This window comes from Flavobacterium sp., assembly GCF_044338735.1.
Classification (GTDB): domain Bacteria; phylum Bacteroidota; class Bacteroidia; order Flavobacteriales; family Flavobacteriaceae; genus Flavobacterium.
Map to the genome: position 1 here is coordinate 1 of NZ_JBIIWV010000183.1, position 3,936 is coordinate 3,936.

The 3,936-nt window shown below is 27.8% G+C and carries 2 protein-coding genes; both read left to right on the top strand.

The window, feature by feature from the left end:
• On the top strand, positions 1–2,785 hold a 2,785-nt coding region (locus ACIQZC_RS09695), incomplete at its 5' end, for a triple tyrosine motif-containing protein (RefSeq protein ID WP_396139026.1).
• Positions 2,786–3,026: 241 nt separating this feature from the next.
• The coding region (locus ACIQZC_RS09700; protein ID WP_396139027.1) for a hypothetical protein at positions 3,027–3,936 on the top strand (910 nt) is incomplete at its 3' end.

Below are 3,936 nucleotides of genomic sequence, written 5' to 3' on the forward strand. Positions count from 1 at the left end.
TTTACTTCTTTTATTTGTTTTCGCAACTAATTATGCGCAGCAATTACCGCCCATTGTAAAATATTCAAAAGATATTTATAATGCAGGAATTCAAAACTGGATGATTTCTCAGGATAATCAAAGGTTTATGTATTTTGCGAATAACGAAGGCTTACTAGAGTATAACGGTTCAAAATGGATTTTATATCCTTCTCCAAATGAAACCATCATTCGCTCTGTAAAATGCATCAACGATAAAATATATACGGGTGCTTTTATGGAATTTGGCTATTGGCAAAGAGCAGCAAATGGCGAATTATTTTATACTTCATTGAGTAATTCTATAAAGTCTAAAATTAAAGATGATGAGCAATTTTGGGGTATTTTTCCTTTTGATAATTATATTCTTTTTCAATCGTTAGAAAAAATTTATGTTTACAATACAAAAACTAAATCGTTTAGTATAATAGAACCTAACAGTACTATTAACAAGGCATTTAAAACTTCAAATGGTATTTATTATCAAACTTCAAACGGCTTATATGAAATAGATCAAGGAAAGGGAAAACTATTTTTAAGCAATGCGATTATTAATAATAATAAACTCATAAATATTTTTGAAACCTCTGAGGGAATGTTATTAGTTACCCAAAAGCAAGGTATTTTTAAATACAAAAATGGAGTATTTTCTAATTTTCAGACTACCATTGACAATGATATAAAACAGACCAATATATACAGCAGCTATATGTTATCTGACGAAAGTATAGCATTAGGTTCTATATCAAATGGTATATTTATTTTATCTAAAGAAGGTAGAAAGTTATATCATATTACTCAAAACTCGGGATTGAGTAATAATACAGCGCTCTCGCTTTATGAAGATCTAGATAAAAATTTATGGATTGGACTGGATAATGGCATTAATTGTATTAACTTGAATTCGCCAATTAATAGTTATTTAGATAACACGGGTATTTTAGGTGCAATTTATACTTCGGTTACACACAATAATAAATTATACATTGGAACCAATCAAGGACTATTTTTTAAAGACTTAAATGCTACAGATAAATTTGAGTTTGTTCAAAACACTAAAGGTCAAGTTTGGTCACTATATTCTTTTCAAAACACGCTTTTTTGCGGACATGATTCGGGTACTTTTATTGTTAATGGCGCTAACGCAAACCTTATTTTTTCTGGCTCTGGAACATGGAAGTTTGAACCTTATTTGAACGGTACAAATTATATGTTGCAAGGAAATTATAATGGAATTTCTGTATTGGAAAAAAAGAACAATTCATGGATTTATAAAAACAAGATTGCGGGTTTTAATTATTCTTCCAAACATTTTGAGATTATAAACAACAATAAGATTTATGTAAGTCACGAATATAAAGGCATTTATAAATTTAGTATTGATAAATCAGTATCGAAAGCAACTGGAATATTTAAATTTAAAAGTCCCGCAAAAGGCAAGAATGCAACTTTAGTTAAATACAACAACTTCATTTACTATGCATCAAAAAATGGGGTGTTTAAACTTAATACTAAAACCAATCAATTTATTAAAGATGAATCATTGAGTACTATGTTTCATAATGATGAGTATGTTACAGGAAAAATGATTGTAGATAAGTCTAATAAATTATGGTTTTTTACTAAAAACTACATTCATTACTATTCGTCAGGAAAATTATCTTCAGAATTAAAAAGGAATAGTTTGCCCATTCCTTCTTCCATGACAAATTCAATGCCGGGTTATGAAAATATTTTCCAATTGAGCGCTACTAATTATCTGATAGGAACAACAGATGGTTTTTATATATTGAAAAACAACGATTTTAAGTTTACTAATTACAAAGTTTCATTAATCCGAATTTCTAATACGGTTGTTAATTCAAAACCAATTAATATTTCTATTACAGATGAAACTAGTCTTTCTCATGATCAAAATAATCTAACATTTCATTATACAGTTCCCGAGTACGATAAGTATATCAATGCAGAATACCAGTATAAATTAGACGGATTAAATGATGAGTGGAGTGATTGGTCTTTTAATTCACAAGTAGTCTTCGAAAATTTACTAGCGGGTGATTATACTTTTAGCGTAAGGGCTAAAGTAGCAAATTCCTTAACGGATAATATTGCAACGTATTCATTTGTTATTAAAAAACCATGGTATGCAAATACTTTGGCTAAGTTGTTTTATTTATTTTTATTGATTTTTATTGGGTATTATATTCACAAATTTTATACTCAATATCATGAAGAAAGACATCAGAAAATTATTACTGAAAATAACATTTTGTTAGAACTTAAAGAATTAGAAAACGAACAAAAAATAATGAAAATTAAAAATGAGCAGTTAATTCAAGATGTCGACAAAAAGAGCAAAGAATTAGCTGTTTCTACAATGAATTTAATTAAGAAAACAGAACTTCTTAATATTATTAAAGGAGATCTTAAGAGCTCTACTGATAGTTCTACAAATAGAAGCATAAAAGCTGTTATATCTACTATTAATAGAAATGTTAACGAGGAAAATACTTGGAATGTTTTTAAAGAAGCTTTTGATAGTGCCGATAATAATTTCTTGAAAAAAGTAAAAGAAAGTCATCCTGCTTTAACTCCAAATGATTTACGATTATGTGCTTATCTTCGTTTGAATTTATCTTCCAAAGAAATTGCGCCGCTTTTAAATATCTCTGTAAGAAGTATCGAGATCAAACGCTATCGTTTGCGTAAAAAAATGAATTTACCTCACGAAATGGGATTAGTAGAATATTTATTAGCGATATAATTATTGTTGTAATCGATAATTAAACTATACATTACCTTATCATTATTGTTTTTTTAAAACCTACTTTAACTATAATTAATTTATTAAAAACCTATATTTTATTATGCTTTCAGCGTTTTATATAGTTGATTTTGCTTTAATTTTATTTTGTTGAGGTTAATTTTATTTTAAGTAACCATAATAATACTATTTTTATGTTTCAATAATTTTGAATTTTAATTAACAAAAACCAATTACACAAATGAAAAAAATTTTTCTATTATTAATTTTTTCTTATTCATTTACAAGCTTTGCTCAAGCTGATAAAGTTATTGTTGAAAACAACAATGTTCAGATGAAGCTTAAAGTCAATGGAAAAGATTTTATAGTCAATGGAATGAACTGGGATTACTTTCCAATAGGAACTAATTATTCTTACAGTTTATGGAATCAACCAGAAGATTTTATTAAAAAAGCATTGGATGATGAAATGGGATTGTTAAAAAATATGGGTGTTAATACTATACGTGTTTACTCAGGAATTCCAAAGCAATGGATAGAATATATTCATGATAATTTTGGCATTTATACGATGCTTAATCATTCTTTTGGAAGATATGGTTTAACTATAGATGGTGTTTGGAAACCAAATACGGAATATTCAGATGCTAAAACAAAAGCACTTTTATTGAAAGAAGTTACACAAATGGCTTCGGATTATAAAGATACAAGAGGATTACTCTTATTCTTGTTAGGAAACGAAAACAATTATGGTTTGTTTTGGGATGGTGCTGAAACAGAAAATATTCCCGTTAAGGATCGCAAATCAACAATTCGAGCTCGTGCAATGTATAAATTGTTCAATGAAGCGGTCGTAAAAATGAAAGCGATTGATGCAAATCATCCAATGGCTATTTGTAATGGTGATTTATTATTTTTAGATATTGTTAATGATGAATGTAAGGATGTTGATATATATGGAACTAATGTATATAGAGGTGCTTCTTTTGGTGATTTATTTGATCGCGTAAAAAAAGAATACGGTAAACCTGTTTTATTTACTGAATTTGGTTCTGATGCTTTTAATGTTTTATCTAATAGTGAAGATCAAAATGCACAAGCTTTTTATTTGAAAAGTAATTGGAAAGAAATATATGAGAATGTTTCAGGAG